Below are 15,207 nucleotides of genomic sequence, written 5' to 3'. Positions count from 1 at the left end.
AGAGGCGGTTAGAAAACACGATAGACGTAAGGGTTGTCGGGCTTGCTGGTTTCCCTGAAGCTGGTGACATGAAGCACAGGAAGGGTTTGTTTCAGATCCTGATTATATTCAACGCTGATCTGACCTTTGGCAAGAACCCAGGTATTGTTAGCATAGCTTGTCTGATTGCCCGTCGTCAGCAATCCATAAACTCCAGAGTCGGCAATACAGTGGATAACGCCAAAACGAAAGAGGAACTGATATCCCTTGTGGGCTGGGTCATTGTACACAAATCCAACGTACTCAATGGTCCGGTTTCGGAATTCATCAGGATACAGGTAGATGATTTCCATAAGCTCCATGTAATTTTGAGTGGTGATTTTCAAGGGGTCGCTACCTTGATACCGTTTTAGGCTGGCTTTCATTTCCTTAGTGTAGGCAGCCTTGGTGAAATAGAGGCTGGTATCCGGTTTTAAGTACTGTACCCGTGTACCGTCGGAACTTTGCCCAGAACTGGCGCTTTCAGCAGCCAGGGGAAAATGATAGCCCTTGGCCGATACTGTCGTCGAGTCTAGAGATACGGTTGGAACAAACAATCCCACAAGGACAGGAAAGAGTAAGATAAGAGGGCTGAACAGTCTGGCCACTTTTCCAGTCAAATGGCTGTCCAATTTCAGATTCTTCATCCAAATGGTCAGCTGAATAATAGCTAATAAGAAGGACAAAACCATAGAAATATAAGCCAGATAGGAGTAGTGGCTGTTGATATACTGATCCAATTTTCCTGAGAGCTTTAAGTACATGGTCAATTCAAAATAACCGGCTAGAACTAAAAAACGAAACATCAGATCACCCCCAGTATCAAACAGTAGATAATGATGATAAGACTAGAAAGCGAAACAAACTGTAAAATAAAGGCTTTTTTAAAGGATTTGGCCATCATCATCAGATTTTTAATATCGACCATCGGACCGATTAAAAGAAAGGCCATAATCGGAGCGACTCCAAAGGTGGATAACAGAGAAGCCCCAATAAAAGCATCGGCTTCGCTGCAAAGAGAGAGAATAAAAGCCATCAGCATCATGACCAGTATGGCCATCAAGGGATTGTGGCCAACAGTTGTTAACACTCTAGTTGGCACATAAATCTGCATGGCAGCGGCAACCAGGCTGCCGAAGATGAGATAGCGGCCGGTGTCAAAAAATTCGTCAATTGCATGGGCAAAGGCGTAAAAGGTTTTTTTGAGCAGAGGCGTTTCAGAGTAATCATGCTGGTGCATTGGCTTAGCATTGGCTTTGAGGATGTTCTCGTCAACAACAAAGCCCAGCATGATACCAAGGGCTATGGCGACTAAGACAGCCCCCAGCAGCCGTAGGAGGACAAAACGCACCGAATTGCCAAAAGCCGAGTAAGTTGCAAAAAGAACGATAGGATTGATAATCGGAGCCGTTGCTAAAAAAGGAACAGCCGTGTAACTGGGGACTTTTTTCTCCAAGAACCGGTTGATAATGGGAACAATTCCACACTCGCAGGATGGGAAGACGAAGCCTACAAAAGTTCCAAAAAGAATTCTTGGGAATTTGCGTTTAGGCAGGTGTTTCTGAACAAGCTCCGGTGTTAAGAAAACTTCAATAAAGCCTGATAAGATAGCTCCCAGGAGAATAAACGGGAGTGCTTCAATGATAATAGACAAGAAGATGGCCAGACATTGCAGAAGGCTGTCAGGCAGCTGTTTGAAAATGGCCATGGTTTACTTATCGGCTTTCTTAGGCTTTGTTTTGTCCGATTTAGGGTCAGGAAACTCGACTTTTTCCAGCTCAGGCAGCTTGGCAAAGTTCTCCATCATTTTTTCCAGTTCATCATTGCGTTTAAATGTTATCGCCATTTTGGTACCTCTTTTCAAGATTTTACTTCTATTATAGCTTAATTTTCCATTTTTTGGGAAATGAGCATTGTTTTTGATAATAATACTAATTAGTGATATTATACAGGTATCATCAGAAGTGAGGTAAGTATTATGGTAGAACTTGGAATTTCCACCTTTGGAGAAACAACAGCTCTTGAAAGTACCGGACAGCCGATTTCCCATGACCAGCGTATTCGCCATCTGGTAGAAGAGATCGAACTAGCAGACCAGCTTGGCTTGGATATCTATGCGATTGGAGAACACCATCGGGAAGATTTTGCAGTCTCTGCACCTGAAATCGTCCTAGCCGCAGGTGCCGTCAACACGAAGCATATCCGACTTTCCAGTGCGGTAACCATTCTGTCATCTATTGATCCCGTGCGGGTTTACCAACAATATGCCACCATTGATGCTTTGTCAAATGGCAGAGCTGAAATCATGGCAGGTCGCGGATCCTTTATTGAATCTTTTCCTTTGTTTGGATATGACTTGAAAGACTATGAAGAACTTTTCAATGAAAAACTAGACATGCTTTTAAGGATTAAAGACAACACGATGCTTAGGTGGCATGGTCAGCTGACCCAGTCTGTTGACAATCGACCTGTCTATCCTCGGGCAGTCCAAGAAGATTTCCCAATCTGGGTGGCAACAGGTGGTAATGTTGATTCGACCGTTCGAATTGCTGAACAGGGACTCCCTATCGTTTATGCGACCATAGGCGGCAATCCGAAGGCTTTTCGTCAGCTGGTCCGTATTTATAAGGAAATTGGACGCAGACACGGCCACGACCTTAATAAAATGAAGGTGGCCGCCCATTCTTGGGGCTGGATTGAAGAGGATAGGCAGGCTGCTGTTGATCACTATTTCTTTGCGACCAAACAGACAGTTGACAATATTGCCAAGGATCGTCCTCATTGGCAAGAGATGACAAAGGAACAATATCTGCAGTCTGTCGGCCCAGAAGGCGCGATCTTTGTCGGAGATCCTCAGACAGTTGCCCAAAAAATCATTAAGATTATTGAAGATTTAGAGTTGGATCGTTTTATGCTCCATTTGCCTATTGGGTCTATGCCGCACGAGGCCACTCTTAATGCGATTAGGCTCTATGGGCAGGAAGTTGCTCCTATTGTCCGAAAACATTTTGAAGCCAAATAAAAATCAAATAACCTCGGCTGAGGTTATTTTTGCGTTTTCTAAGGTGGATAAGAGCTGTACTTAATCTCACTCCATCCATCAATATGCTATAATAGAACCTATGGAAAATATGACGACAATTGCCCAGAACTTGGGTATCACAGAAAAACAAATTGCCCAGGTTTTGAGTTTAACCGCAGAAGGCAATACCATTCCTTTTATTGCCCGCTACCGGAAAGAAATGACCGGAAATTTGGACGAGGTGGCGATCAAGTCCATTATTGATTTGGATAAAAGTCTAACAGCTTTGGCCGAGCGTAAGGCAAGTGTCTTAGCTAAGATTGAAGCGCAAGGTAAGCTGACAGCTGACCTCAAAAAGGCCATCGAGGAAGCCACAAAACTAGCTGACGTTGAGGAACTCTATCTGCCTTATAAGGAAAAACGCCGTACAAAGGGGACGATTGCCCGTCAAGCAGGTCTTTTTCCTCTGGCACGCTTAATCCTGCAAAATACGCCTAATTTGGAGACAGAAGCGGAAAGTTTTATCACAGACGGCTTTGACACTGGGGAGCAAGCTTTAGCAGGAGCTATGGACATTCTGATTGAGGCCTTAGCTGATGATGCTAAGCTGCGTTCATGGCTCTACAATGATATCTGGTCTAATAGCCGTATCCGTTCTGATCTCAAAAATCAAGAAGCCGATGACAAACAGGTCTTCCAAATATATTATGATTTTTCAGAGAAAGTGTCTAAAATTCAAGGCTATCGCGTGCTGGCTCTTAATCGAGGTGAAAAGTTAGGTGTCCTCAAAGTGTCTTTTGAACATCAGCTGGATAAGATGCTGCGTTTTACGGAAGCACGCTTTAAAGATAAAAATGACTACATTAAACAGATCATTCAAGCAGCCTTGAAGAAAAAAATTCTGCCAGCTATGGAGCGACGCATTCGGACAGAGCTCACCGAAAGTGCTGAAGACGGAGCAATCAATCTTTTTTCAGAAAACCTACGCAACCTCCTTTTGATTCCACCACTTAAAGGCAAGGTGGTGCTTGGTTTTGACCCAGCCTTTCGAACAGGTGCTAAGTTGGCAGTGGTTGATCAGACCGGTAAACTCTTAGCAACTCAGGTGATTTACCCAGTTCCGCCAGCCAATCGGGCCAAAATAGAACAGGCTAAAGCTGATTTGTCTGCTCTTTTGAAAGCTCATGGGGTCGAGATTATTGCCATCGGCAATGGGACTGCCAGTCGAGAAAGCGAGGCCTTTGTCGCAGAAGTTCTCAAAGATTTCCCAGACCTCTCTTATGTTATCGTCAATGAGAGCGGCGCCTCAGTCTATTCCGCCTCAGATTTAGCCCGCCGTGAGTTCCCTGATTTAACTGTGGAGAAACGCTCAGCCATTTCCATTGCAAGACGCCTTCAGGATCCTTTGGCAGAACTGGTTAAAATTGATCCCAAATCAATCGGTGTAGGCCAATACCAGCACGACGTCAGCCAAAAAAAATTAGCTGATAATCTTGACTTTGTAGTGGATACAGTTGTCAATCAAGTCGGTGTGAATGTCAATACGGCCAGTCCAGCCCTTCTGGCCCATGTGTCCGGTCTTAATAAAACCATTTCAGAAAATATTGTCAAATACCGTGATGAAAAGGGCAGGATCACAAGCCGTCAGGAGATGAAAAAGGTTCCCCGGCTGGGGGATAAGGCCTATGAGCAGGCGGCTGGTTTCCTGCGTATTCCAAACGGAGACCATTTTCTAGACAATACCGGAGTTCACCCCGAGTCCTACGCTGCGGTCGAACAGCTTTTTGCTAAACTGTCCATTACCCATTTGGATCAGGAAGCCCAAGATAAACTCAGATCACTTGATATTGGAAAATACGCCCAAGAAGTCGGACTGGGTCGGGAGACTTTAAAAGACATCATTGCTGATCTGCTAAAGCCAGGCCGTGATCTGCGGGATGATTTTGAAGCGCCGCAGCTTCGACAGGATGTCCTTGATCTATCAGATCTTGAAATTGGTCAAAAACTGGAAGGTACTGTTCGCAATGTTGTTGATTTTGGAGCATTCGTTGACATCGGCCTGCATGAAGATGGCTTGATTCATATCTCGCAGATGAGCAAAAACTTTGTCAAACACCCTAGTCAGCTTGTGGCTGTTGGTGATGTGGTGACTGTCTGGGTTTCCAAAATTGACACTGAACGCCATAAAGTAAATCTTTCTCTGGTAGATCTCAATGAACTTAACTGAGTATGTGAAAAGGGTCTCTTGGGAAGATTTTGGCCTGAGCTTTAAGCACAAGGCTGTCTGGAATAAACGGCTGAAAAGTTCCGGTGGCCGCTTTTTCCCTAAAGACGGTCATTTGGATTTTAATCCTCACCTGTATGAAGCCTACGGTCTGGATGTCTTTCGGAAAATTGTCCGCCATGAACTCTGCCATTATCATCTTTATTTTGCCCAGAAAGGCTATCGGCATCAGGATAGGGATTTTAAAGAGCTTCTAGCTGCTGTTGGCGGCTTGCGTTATGCCCCTAAAATGGCTAAAACCCAAGCTTGTTACACCTATATTTGTTCTTCCTGTCATCTGGAATTTCAGCGCCAAAGGCGGGTCAACCTGCAGAAGTTTGTCTGCGGCAGCTGCTACGGCAAGCTCATAGAAAAAAATCAGTCGTAAGGCTGATTTTCTTTTGTGGAATTTTTCTTATAATGGTATTATAAAGTCAGAAAGTGAATGGGTGCTGCGATGAAAGCTACTTTTTACAAACAACGAAAGAATAGACTGGTCTGTGGCGTTATGGCAGGTCTTTCAGATAAATTTGGCTGGGATATCACGATTGCGCGTGTCCTGGCAGCCTTATTCATGTATTTTTCAGGTATGGGAATCATTCTTTATATCATACTTGCTATCTTTCTCCCCTTTAAAGAGGATCTAGAGCAGGAAAACACGACAACCAATGATTACCAGAGACACTACGGACCGAGGCAGCGTAAGGATGCTGAAGTCATTGACGAAGAAGACGCTCAAACCAAAGATGGTTGGTTTTGGTAGTATCTCTATTTATTTAAGCGACTTGTGACCTCAAAAAGAAAAAATAGTTATTTATCCGAAAGGTATGGCTGTCTGAACCTAATGACAGCCATACCTTTTCGTTTGTTTGGCAGTTGATTAATCAAAAGTCTCGCTAATCCTTGTTACAGATTTTACTTTTAAGCACGAATAACACCTACCGAAGCCCTTTCATTTATGCTATAATAGATAAATTGAAACAAGAGAGGATTTTAGGAATGGTTAAAATGGTTTTAGGAAGTTCTGACAGTCAGGCGACCTCGGTAGCGGCACTGGCTGACAACTATACGGCTGCTTTTGAAAGTCTCATCAGTGCCTTTGACAACCTAGCCAATGAAGACAAGCTCTCAGGCAGTGCCTATACCAATATCAAAAGCTATGGGAGCAGCGTTGTGGCTCCCTTGGTNAAAGCCTTTATCCTTCTGGCAGACGCCGCNAAGGCCGATGTTCAGAAACTGCCGGACGAATACCGTGCCCAGGTCGGCGGTGAAGACCTAGATGAGGAGACGCTGACCGCTCAGATTTCGGCCTATGCGACAACCATAGAAGCCAACCAAACGTCAGCAACCAGTCTGGGAAAGACAGAGCCCATGACGGACGTCGTTCAAGCAAGCATTAACAGCCTCAATGACGCAGTTGCTAGCGATACAGCCGCNAAGGCAGAGTTGGAGGAAAAGCTCCGCAAGCTCCTAGAATATAACGCCCAGTCGTCAGGCTTCTTCAGTGACATTGCGAGTTTGGAGAGTGCGGTGACGACGGGGATTTCCCAGCTCCAGGCAGGGGTGACCAGCTTTAACGGCANCTTCACCCTGCCCAGCAAGAAGGACCTCGCCTGGACCAAGACCGTTAACAGCCAGTGGGAAGATCGGGAAGCTTATCTGGAAGTGGTTGATAAGGTTAAGAAAGGAAAAGCCCTTAAGGCCAAGGACGTCAAGGCCATTGAGCGCTACCAGAAGAAGCACCCCAATGTCAAGCTGGATAAAACAGTCGAGGAAGCGCAAAAGGTTTATCGGCTCAAAAAGAACTACAAGGCTGTCGTTGCCAAGGTCAAAGACGGCAAGACCCTTACTGCCAAAGACATCAAGGCCATTGAGGCCTATCAAAAAGCCTACCCCAAGGCTAAGCTTGATGCGGATGTGCTGCGGCTCAAAAAGCTGGCTGACTTTAAGCGCAAGGTCGACCAGATGGATCCGCAGACGTTCAAGAAGACTTATAAAGAAGTTATCCGAAAATACGACAGCCATGACTATATGGGTCTGGATGCCAATGACCTCTATGTCATCGAGCGTTATAAAAAGATCAAGAATACCCCTGAATACCAAGCGATACCAGAGCCCAAGGTCTCAAAGGCCTTCAAAAAAGAAGTTGACGGCCTTAGCCTCAAGGAACTGAAACAGGCATTTCCTTACTTATGGCACCCTGTCCCAGGGAATCAGCTGTCTATTGAGGGGTATTTCCAGAGTGAGACGGAGCGGCAAAAGGAACTCTATGTCATCAACCGCTACTATGAGCTGCTGGCGAAAGAGCCTGTCAGTGAGCGCAGTCCGACCTTTATGCAGGACTATGTGGCTTATGTGAACCAGACGGGTCTTAACCCTTTCACCGGCAAGAAAGCCTCGGACGATGTCATGTTTATGGCTAAGCACTACCATACGGTTCAGGCAGTGAGCGCCTTTGGCCTCACCCTGACGGGTGGCTACATGGACTATGTCGGTCTGAAATCCGGAGTCAGCGCAGCTGCTGTCTCTGATGATGTGGGGGAGATTAACAGTCAGCTGAGTTCTTCCAAGAAGATGGTTTCTAAGGCGAGTCTGACCGTTTCTAAATATAATGATTTATATGATTATGAGTTCAATGGTACAACGCATCCCGGCCCTCTGGCAGAACTTCCTTCTACACCAAATCGTAATTTCTATGGCGGACGCTATAACAGTCATGTTTTAACTGAAGATACAATATTTTATAGAGCTGGAAGTGCTGATAACCCTATGGGACAGTGGTTTACAATTGAAGCTCCAACATCTAGAACCCAAGTTAGAATTGATACAGCTGTCAAAGATATTTGGACCAATCCTGATGGTTCTTATAGTGGACAATCACCGATTGACAAAGTATACAAGATTAAGATGCCAAAAGGAACAACCATCTATGATGGACCAGTGGGAAGTCAAGGAGGTATCTATCAAGGTGGTCTCAATAAAAACCAAATTTTTATTGATTCTCCGTGGAATATAGATGGAGTGGAAGTTGTGGACTCATGGCCAATTATACAATAAGGAGTGACAATGTGAAAGCAGATATTTTAAAAGCGATAGATGAACTATTAACTTTAATTAAAGATTACCAGATTAGTGATGTTCAAACTCAAATAAATGAATTGCATTATTTAAAAAATCAAATACTCAATGATATTCAATTGACTGACAGAAATAAATTATCTATTTATCAGTCCCTTTTTCCACCTCGTGGCGGATTATCAGATATTAATTATTGGCACAATGATTTTGAATTGCGTAAACGTGTTAATGAAAAGATCTCTACCTTAACAACGACTATTGCTAACTTTTTATTAGATAAAGTATAAAAGAAGTTGACGGCCTTAATCTCAAGGAACTAAAACAGGCATTTCCTTACTTATGGTACCCTGTCCCAGGGCATCAGCTGTCTATTGAGGGTTACTTCCAGAGTGAGACAGAGCGGCAAAAGGAACTCTATGTCATCAACCGCTACTATGAGCTGCTGGCGAAAGAGCCTGTCAGTGAGCGCAGTCCGACCTTTATGCAGGACTATGTGGCTTATGTGAACCAGACGGGTCTTAACCCTTTTATTATAATTGATGGTAAAGTATTTAGTTTCAAATTTAATGGTAGTATCATAGATAAACAAATCGATTGCCAAAAAAAGATAAATACCTCCGTCAGATTATAGACTAACCTCTGCTTTGGCGGAGTTTTTTGGGGTCTTTTATTTCCTTTTTGCCCCTAAGACTGTCCGCTTACTTTTACAGTCTTTTATGATATAATAATCCTTAAAAGGAGGGGGCATGAAAGTTACCGTACAAATGTTGGTAGAGCGCATCAAATTAGAGGTGATCTACGGCGATGAAGAACTTTTGCAAAAAGAAATTACGACATCTGATATTTCAAGGCCTGGTCTTGAAATGACGGGTTATTTTGATTACTACTCACCCGAGCGTATCCAGTTAGTCGGGATGAAAGAATGGTCCTATCTGACTCAGATGACCTCTCATAACCGTTACTCGGTTTTGAGAGCCATGTTCAAAAAGGAAACACCGGCTATTATCGTGGCCCGTGATTTAGCGATTCCTTATGAAATGCTTAATGCTGCTAAAAAAGAAGGCATTGCTATCTTGCAGAGCCATATTCCAACTAGCCGTTTATCAGGAGAAATGTCCTGGTATCTAGACTCCTGTCTGGCAGAAAGAACGACCGTTCACGGGGTTCTGATGGATATTTATGGGATGGGCGTCCTCATCCAGGGAGACTCCGGCATTGGTAAGAGTGAGACCGCTCTGGAATTGGTGAAAAGAGGCCACCGGATGGTTGCTGATGACCGTGTAGATGTTTTCGCAAAAGATGAAGAGACGCTCTGGGGAGAACCGGCCGAAATTTTACGCCATCTTTTGGAAATTCGAGGTGTTGGCATCATTGATATCATGAGTCTGTATGGGGCAAGTGCCGTCAAGGATTCTTCACAAGTTCAGCTTTCCATTTACCTTGAAAATTATGAAAAGGGTAAAATTTTTGACCGTCTGGGCAATGGCAATGAAGAAATTGAATTGGCTGAGGTCAAGATTCCTCGCATTCGCATTCCTGTAACAACTGGTCGAAATGTTTCCGTGGTTATTGAAGCAGCGGCGATGAATTACAGAGCCAAGCAGATGGGCTACGATGCCACTCAAACTTTCCAAGATAGACTGACCGACCTCATCAATAGAAATGAGGAAGAAAATGATTAGTCCCGTAGCTTTTAAACTGGGTCCTCTGGCCATTCGCTGGTACGCCCTTTGTATTGTATCAGGTCTTATCTTGGCGGTGTACCTTGCGATGAAAGAAGCACCGCGCAAGAAAATCAAGGCGGACGATGTGCTTGACTTTATTTTGATTGCCTTTCCCTTATCTATTTTAGGAGCACGACTCTATTACGTCATTTTTGAATGGTCCTATTATCGTCAGCACCTGAATGAAATATTTGCAGTTTGGAATGGCGGTTTGGCCATCTATGGGGGTCTTCTGACCGGACTGGCCACCCTTCTTGTCTTCTCCTATTATCGCTTCATTAAGCCCATCGATTTTCTGGACATTGCTGTTCCAGGTGTTCTAATTGCCCAGGCTATCGGTCGCTGGGGCAACTTCTTTAATCAGGAAGCCTATGGTAAAGCGGTGAAGGATTTGGCTTATCTGCCACGTTTTATCCAAGAGCAGATGTATATTGACGGGCATTATCGGATACCGACCTTTTTATATGAGTCAGTTTGGAATCTGTTGGGGTTTATCCTGATTATGAGTGTCCGTCATAAACCGCATTTCCTAAAAGAGGGGGACATAACCTTCTTTTACCTCATCTGGTATGGTAGCGGCCGTTTTGTCATTGAAGGGATGAGAACGGATAGCCTGCTGTTTATGGGGCTGCGTGTTTCTCAATGGCTGTCGGCCGTCTTAGTTCTTATCGGTTTAGCAGCAATCATTTACCGTCGAAGAAAAGGGCAGCTGCCTTTTTATCAAGAAAGTTAAGGAATTATAAAGGAGATTATTATGTGGCAGATTAGTGTTTTAATTATTGCAGTTGCCTTTGCAGTTTTGGTCGTTTATCTGGTTCTTTTATTGCGAAAAATATCTGATACGGTTGATGAATCGCGCCAGACGATAAAATTATTGACCAGCGATGTCAATGTGACTCTTTATCAGGCCAACGAGCTCCTCGCAAAGACCAATGTGCTGGTCGAGGACATCAATGGTAAAGTAGCAACCATTGATCCTTTGTTTACGGCTGTGGCTGACTTATCCACCAGTGTCTCAGACCTCAACTATCAGGCACGCGAATTTGGACAAAAAGCAGCCAGCTTCAGTGCCAGTGCCGGAAAAGCAGGAACGGCCTATACAGTTGGTAAGGTAGCTTCAAAATTATTTGGCAAAAAGAAAGGAAAGAAAAATGAGTAAATTATTAAAAACAGCCATTATCGGGGCAGCGGCAGGAGCAGCTGCGGCCTATTTTCTCTCAACGGAAAAAGGTAAGGAAGTGGTCCAAAAAACCAAAGATCTCTATGATGACTATAAGGAAAATCCTGAAGAATATCATCAGTATGCCAGTGATAAGGCCAACGCCTATAAAGATTTGGCTGTTCAGACGTTCAATGACTATAAGGAAAGATTTGACTCAGGCGAACTCACAAAGGATGATATTGTGACTGCTGTTAAAGAAAAAACAGATCAGGCGGCAGACTATGCCAGCAGCAAATTGTCTGAATTCAAGCAAGGTTTTGAACAGGGAACCTTGCAGTCAAATGCCAACAAATCAGCCTCCTTTTTCCCAAGTGAATCCTCGGCTCAGGTAGATGACATCGTGATTGACTACCAGCAAGATTTTCTGACAGAAGATGAAAAATAAAAAACGAGCAGTTAATTAACTGCTCGTTTTTTATTGCTGATCGATGATGGTAGAATTTGCAAACGCAAAAAAGAACCTATTGATTAGGTTGTTTTTTCAGTTTCGGCGTGTCTGTTCAGTTTTGTCTCTTTCTGACCCAGTGACCAACTAAGTTTGTAGCTCCAAAGCTAATCAGCATGGCAAGCGGGAAAGCAAATACGGGAGAAAGCTTGGCTGACAGCAGAACAAAAGCTGTTAAAACGGTCACGACGCAGAAGAAAGCGAGCTTGGCAAAGAAAATGAGTTCTTTAACTTTTTCTTTCGTATCGTCATAGACTTGATAATCTTGATATTTGGGTTGAGCAGTTTCTTGGGAGTAGACGAGGTCATCTTCCTCAAGCTGCCGCTTTAAATTACTATTCATCTCATACACCTCTATACATTCCACCTAATAGTATCACAATTCAAAGCATTTGTCACGATAAATCTCATTTTTTTGTCTAAAAAATGTTAAAACAAGGTCTTTTTCAAAAATTAAGAGATTTTTACAGCTAAATTTGGTACAATAAAAGCTATGGAAAAAATTGTTATTACTGCCACAGCGGAGAGCTTGGAGCAGGCTCAGGAGCTCTTAGAACTTGGTGTGGATCGTATTTATGCCGGAGAAAAGAATTTTGGTCTGCGTCTGCCGCATGCCTTAAATCTTGATCAGTTAAAAGAAATGGCTGAGCTTGTTCATCGCTATGGGAAGACACTAACCGTAGCAGTTAATGCGCTGATGCATCAGGATATGATGGACGCACTTCCTGCTTATCTGGACTTTTTAGAGGAGATAAAGGCAGACTATATTACGGTAGGAGATGCCGGGGTTTTCTATATTTGTCAAAGAGATCAGCGTTCCTTTAAGACGATTTATGATGCATCAACGATGGTGACATCAGGCCGTCAGGTCAACTTTTGGGGGCGGACTGCCGGGGCTTCTGAGGCTGTTCTGGCGCGTGAAATCCCTTCAGAAGAACTCTTTACGATGGCTGAGATTTTGGAAATTCCAGCTGAAGTTTTAGTTTACGGTGCCAGCGTTATCCACCATTCGAAACGTCCGCTTTTACAAAATTATTATAATTTTATCCAAACAGAGGAAGCGAAATCGCGGGAACGGGATTTGTTTTTAGCAGATCCTAACGATGCGCAAACCCATTATTCAATCTTTGAGGATAACCATGGGACCCATATTTTTGCCAACAATGACTTAAATCTGATGACCAAATTAATGGAGCTCTATCAGCATGGCTTTAACCATTGGAAATTAGAAGGTATCTACACGCCGGGTGAACATTTTGTAAAGATTGCCCAATATTTTGTCAAAGCGCGTGATTTAGTCGAAAAAGGGGAATTTACCAGCGATCAAGCCTTTCTTTTCGATCAGGAAATCCGTAAGCTTCATCCTCAGAATCGTGGATTGGATACAGGTTTTTATGAATACGATGCCGACATGGTTAAATAAGGAACCGGTGGGTGGCACTGTTCATCGACTATCTTGCAAATAGGAGAAAATACAAATGACGACTGTAAAAAAACGTCCGGAGGTCCTGTCACCTGCCGGAACTTTGGAAAAATTGAAGGTTGCTGTTGATTATGGTGCAGATGCTGTCTTCATTGGCGGACAAGCCTATGGTCTCCGCAGTCGGGCAGGAAACTTCTCAGAAGAAGAAATGCGTGAAGGTGTGGCCTATGCGCATGCCAGAGGTTCAAAAGTTTATGTAGCCGCTAATATGGTGATGCATGAAGGAAATGAAGAGGGGGCTGGCACTTGGTTTTGCAATCTCCGCGATATGGGAATCGATGCCGTCATCGTTTCAGATCCTGCTCTGATTGAAATTTGTGCCACTGAAGCGCCAGGTCTGGAAATTCACCTGTCGACGCAGGCTTCCGCTACGAATGTGGAGACCTTCCAGTTTTGGAAAAATTATGGTTTGACTAGGGTTGTTCTGGCAAGAGAAGTTTCCATGGAGGAAGTAGCTGAGATTCGTCGTCGGACAGATGTTGAGATTGAAGCCTTTGTTCATGGGGCAATGTGTATTTCTTACTCAGGCCGCTGTACTCTGTCCAACCATATGAGTATGCGCGATGCTAATCGAGGTGGCTGTTCCCAGTCCTGCCGTTGGAAATACGACCTTTACGATATGCCTTTTGGTCAGGAGCGGCAGAGCATTACCGGCAGCATCCCAGAAGAGTTTTCCATGTCTGCGGTAGATATGTCTATGATTGATCATATACCGGATATGATTGACAATGGTGTAGACAGCTTAAAAATCGAAGGGCGGATGAAATCCATTCACTACGTGTCTACCGTTACAAACTGCTATAAAGCTGCGGTTGATGCTTATATGGAGAGTCCAGCCAAATTTGAATCAATCAAGGAAGACCTGATTAATGAATTATGGAAAGTGGCCCAGCGTGAGTTGGCAACTGGCTTTTACTACGGCACGCCAAGTGAAAACGAACAGCTCTTTGGCGCACGCCGGAAAATTCCTCAGTATAAATTTGTTGGAGAAGTACTGGCCTTTGATCCGGATCATATGACAGCAACAATTCGTCAGCGGAATGTCATCTTGGAAGGGGACAGGGTTGAATTTTACGGCCCAGGTTTCCGTCATTTTGAAACCTTCATCAAAGATCTCCATGATGCGGAAGGCCATAAAATTGACCGAGCACCAAACCCTATGGAGATATTGACCATCACAGTACCTCAGGAGGTAAAACCTGGTGATATGATTCGTGCCTGCAAGGAAGGCTTAATTAACCTCTACCAGAAAGATGGGTCCAGCGAAACGATTAGAGCCTAGAATACTAGGCTCTTTTGATATCCTGAGATTGTTTGATAATTAAATAATTGGACTTTTGGAAAGAGTTTTCATATAATGGAGGCACATTAAAGAAGGAGGATAGTATATGTCTTTAGTCGGAAAAGAAATGATTGCATTTTCAGCGGATGCTTACCGCAATGGTGAATTTATCAAGGTAACCAGTGAGGATGTCAAAGGGAAATGGGCTGTCTTTTGTTTCTATCCCGCAGACTTTTCATTTGTCTGCCCAACAGAATTGGGAGATTTGCAGGAGCAGTATGCTGAGTTGCAGTCTCTGGGAGTAGAAGTTTATTCGGTATCAACAGATACCCACTTCGTTCACAAGGCATGGCACGATGATTCAGACGTTGTGGGAACCATTACTTACACCATGATTGGCGACCCATCACACGCTATCTCACAAGGGTTTGATGTTCTTGGCGAAGATGGTTTGGCGCAACGCGGCACCTTCATTGTGGATCCAGACGGTATTATCCAAATGATGGAAATCAATGCGGATGGTATCGGACGTGATGCCAGCACATTGATTGATAAGGTGCACGCTGCCCAATATGTGCGTCAGCATCCAGGTGAAGTTTGCCCAGCAAAATGGAAAGAAGGAGCAGAGACCTTAAAACCTAGTCTTGATCTCGTTGGTAAAATTTAAGGA

18 protein-coding genes are annotated in these 15,207 nt (G+C 44.0%); 13 read left to right on the top strand and 5 right to left on the bottom strand.

Features of this window, described 5'->3' with window-relative positions:
* Positions 1–8 precede the first annotated feature (8 nt).
* From A3GY_RS0104480 to A3GY_RS10485, 3 genes are read right to left on the bottom strand one after another with little or no spacing between them, the layout of a single operon-like run.
* Entirely contained in the window at positions 9–824 is an 816-nt protein-coding gene (locus tag A3GY_RS0104480; RefSeq protein ID WP_018030214.1) for a TIGR03943 family putative permease subunit, read from the bottom strand.
* The gene (locus A3GY_RS0104475) at positions 824–1,726 is read right to left on the bottom strand and encodes a permease (RefSeq protein WP_018030213.1); all 903 of its coding nucleotides are present in this window, start codon (positions 1,724–1,726) and stop codon (positions 824–826) included. The genes A3GY_RS0104480 and A3GY_RS0104475 overlap by 1 nt, the downstream gene beginning before the upstream one ends.
* Before the next feature lie 3 nt (positions 1,727–1,729).
* Positions 1,730–1,864 carry an SPJ_0845 family protein gene (locus A3GY_RS10485; RefSeq protein ID WP_018030212.1) on the bottom strand — a complete coding sequence of 45 codons (135 nt, stop codon included), beginning with the start codon at positions 1,862–1,864 and terminating at the stop codon, positions 1,730–1,732.
* A 132-nt stretch (positions 1,865–1,996) separates the two neighbouring features.
* On the opposite strand from A3GY_RS10485, the gene A3GY_RS0104465 reads away from it, so the two are divergent.
* From A3GY_RS0104465 to A3GY_RS0104435, 6 genes are all read left to right on the top strand, one after another.
* Positions 1,997–3,040 carry an LLM class flavin-dependent oxidoreductase gene (locus tag A3GY_RS0104465; protein ID WP_018030211.1) on the top strand — a complete coding sequence of 348 codons (1,044 nt, stop codon included), beginning with the start codon at positions 1,997–1,999 and terminating at the stop codon, positions 3,038–3,040.
* Positions 3,041–3,140: 100 nt separating this feature from the next.
* Positions 3,141–5,267 carry a Tex family protein gene (locus tag A3GY_RS0104460; protein WP_018030210.1) on the top strand — a complete coding sequence of 709 codons (2,127 nt, stop codon included), beginning with the start codon at positions 3,141–3,143 and terminating at the stop codon, positions 5,265–5,267.
* Positions 5,254–5,691 carry a SprT family protein gene (locus tag A3GY_RS0104455; RefSeq protein WP_018030209.1) on the top strand — a complete coding sequence of 146 codons (438 nt, stop codon included), beginning with the start codon at positions 5,254–5,256 and terminating at the stop codon, positions 5,689–5,691. The genes A3GY_RS0104460 and A3GY_RS0104455 overlap by 14 nt, the downstream gene beginning before the upstream one ends.
* Before the next feature lie 69 nt (positions 5,692–5,760).
* A complete protein-coding gene (locus A3GY_RS0104450; RefSeq protein ID WP_026161931.1) occupies positions 5,761–6,066 on the top strand; it encodes a PspC domain-containing protein in 306 nt (101 codons plus the stop codon).
* Positions 6,067–6,302: 236 nt separating this feature from the next.
* Positions 6,303–8,360 carry a T7SS effector LXG polymorphic toxin gene (locus tag A3GY_RS10265; RefSeq protein WP_018030207.1) on the top strand — a complete coding sequence of 686 codons (2,058 nt, stop codon included), beginning with the start codon at positions 6,303–6,305 and terminating at the stop codon, positions 8,358–8,360.
* An 11-nt stretch (positions 8,361–8,371) separates the two neighbouring features.
* Positions 8,372–8,668 carry a hypothetical protein gene (locus tag A3GY_RS0104435; RefSeq protein WP_018030206.1) on the top strand — a complete coding sequence of 99 codons (297 nt, stop codon included), beginning with the start codon at positions 8,372–8,374 and terminating at the stop codon, positions 8,666–8,668.
* 50 nt (positions 8,669–8,718) lie between these two features.
* Here A3GY_RS0104435 and A3GY_RS0104430 read toward each other — a convergent pair whose 3' ends face one another.
* The gene (locus A3GY_RS0104430) at positions 8,719–8,982 is read right to left on the bottom strand and encodes a hypothetical protein (RefSeq protein ID WP_018030205.1); all 264 of its coding nucleotides are present in this window, start codon (positions 8,980–8,982) and stop codon (positions 8,719–8,721) included.
* 145 nt (positions 8,983–9,127) lie between these two features.
* On the opposite strand from A3GY_RS0104430, the gene hprK reads away from it, so the two are divergent.
* The 4 genes from hprK to A3GY_RS0104410 are packed head-to-tail and all read left to right on the top strand — an operon-like array spanning position 9,128 to position 11,712.
* A complete protein-coding gene (hprK, locus tag A3GY_RS0104425) occupies positions 9,128–10,063 on the top strand; it encodes an HPr(Ser) kinase/phosphatase (RefSeq protein WP_018030204.1) in 936 nt (311 codons plus the stop codon).
* Positions 10,056–10,838, top strand: coding sequence for a prolipoprotein diacylglyceryl transferase (gene lgt / locus A3GY_RS0104420; RefSeq protein ID WP_018030203.1), 783 nt, complete (start codon positions 10,056–10,058; stop codon positions 10,836–10,838). The genes hprK and lgt overlap by 8 nt, the downstream gene beginning before the upstream one ends.
* 21 nt (positions 10,839–10,859) lie before the next feature.
* Positions 10,860–11,264 carry a DUF948 domain-containing protein gene (locus A3GY_RS0104415; protein ID WP_018030202.1) on the top strand — a complete coding sequence of 135 codons (405 nt, stop codon included), beginning with the start codon at positions 10,860–10,862 and terminating at the stop codon, positions 11,262–11,264.
* Positions 11,257–11,712: a YtxH domain-containing protein gene (locus A3GY_RS0104410; RefSeq protein WP_018030201.1), complete on the top strand. Its 456-nt coding sequence runs from the start codon at positions 11,257–11,259 to the stop codon at positions 11,710–11,712. The genes A3GY_RS0104415 and A3GY_RS0104410 overlap by 8 nt, the downstream gene beginning before the upstream one ends.
* Positions 11,713–11,827: 115 nt before the next feature.
* Here A3GY_RS0104410 and A3GY_RS0104405 read toward each other — a convergent pair whose 3' ends face one another.
* Positions 11,828–12,115, bottom strand: a complete 288-nt coding sequence (locus A3GY_RS0104405) for a DUF3270 domain-containing protein (RefSeq protein WP_018030200.1) — start codon at positions 12,113–12,115, stop codon at positions 11,828–11,830.
* Between the two features lie 150 nt (positions 12,116–12,265).
* Between A3GY_RS0104405 and A3GY_RS0104400 the strand changes: the two genes are divergently transcribed.
* The 3 genes from A3GY_RS0104400 (at position 12,266) to ahpC (ending at position 15,204) form a co-directional block, all read left to right on the top strand.
* Positions 12,266–13,195, top strand: coding sequence for a peptidase U32 family protein (locus A3GY_RS0104400; protein ID WP_018030199.1), 930 nt, complete (start codon positions 12,266–12,268; stop codon positions 13,193–13,195).
* 55 nt (positions 13,196–13,250) lie between these two features.
* Positions 13,251–14,537 carry a peptidase U32 family protein gene (locus tag A3GY_RS0104395; RefSeq protein WP_018030198.1) on the top strand — a complete coding sequence of 429 codons (1,287 nt, stop codon included), beginning with the start codon at positions 13,251–13,253 and terminating at the stop codon, positions 14,535–14,537.
* Between the two features lie 106 nt (positions 14,538–14,643).
* Positions 14,644–15,204, top strand: coding sequence for an alkyl hydroperoxide reductase subunit C (gene ahpC / locus A3GY_RS0104390; protein WP_006532738.1), 561 nt, complete (start codon positions 14,644–14,646; stop codon positions 15,202–15,204).
* Positions 15,205–15,207 lie beyond the last annotated feature (3 nt).

It is taken from the genome of Streptococcus ferus DSM 20646 (assembly GCF_000372425.1).
GTDB lineage: Bacteria > Bacillota > Bacilli > Lactobacillales > Streptococcaceae > Streptococcus > Streptococcus ferus.
Note: the sequence above shows the minus strand (reverse complement) of the source record. Positions and strands in the feature narration are given on the sequence as shown.